This window comes from Acinetobacter sp. UBA6526 (assembly GCF_002434875.1).
Taxonomy (GTDB): domain Bacteria; phylum Pseudomonadota; class Gammaproteobacteria; order Pseudomonadales; family Moraxellaceae; genus Acinetobacter; species Acinetobacter venetianus.
On sequence record NZ_DJLC01000247.1, the window covers coordinates 1 to 635 of the forward strand.

Consider the following 635-nt stretch of genomic DNA (forward strand, 5'->3'; position numbering starts at 1 on the left):
TTTTTTATTAAATATATTTTTTCACGATCCCATCATCAAGCAATTGCTGAAAATGCTCACAAACGCTCTCACGAATATCGCGGTATTGAATTCCCAATTCATTTACACTGCGTTCAGCATTAAAGTAAATCGGATAACCCATATTGAGTTTTACAAACTGACGAGAATATCCGAGCATTGGTGCAATCAGTGAGAATGCTGTTTTTGGTACAGTAAAATGTGGGAAAGGATATTTATAACCAAACTTTTGCGTTAATGCTTTACCCATTTCAAGTAAGCTTAATGTTCCACCACAGATGATATAGCGGCCTTTGGCTTGTGGATCTAAAGCGGCTTTCACATGTGCATCAGCAACATCTCGTACATCAACAATGCCATTCCACATTGGCGGCACACCGAATAGCGTCGTACCATTGCCGAACTGCTGCAATACTTCAATACTGCCTGATTGGCTTGCATCCGTTAGTGACGGCCCCATAACCAGTGCTGGATTAATACAAACTAAACTCCAACGACTTTGCTGATCTGCGATCTCCCATGCTTTGCGTTCAGCAGCCACTTTTGAATATGAGTAGGGTTGATGCGTTTCATTGCTGGTGTTATTCCAGTCATTTTCATCAAACTCATTATTTGAA

General features: G+C 40.6%; 1 protein-coding gene. It reads right to left on the reverse strand.

The window, feature by feature from the left end; translation table 11 throughout:
- Window positions 1–7: 7 nt before the first annotated feature.
- Window positions 8–635 (reverse strand): NAD-dependent epimerase/dehydratase family protein (locus B4237_RS17125; RefSeq protein WP_286944088.1); only part of this gene is annotated, 628 nt, incomplete at its 5' end.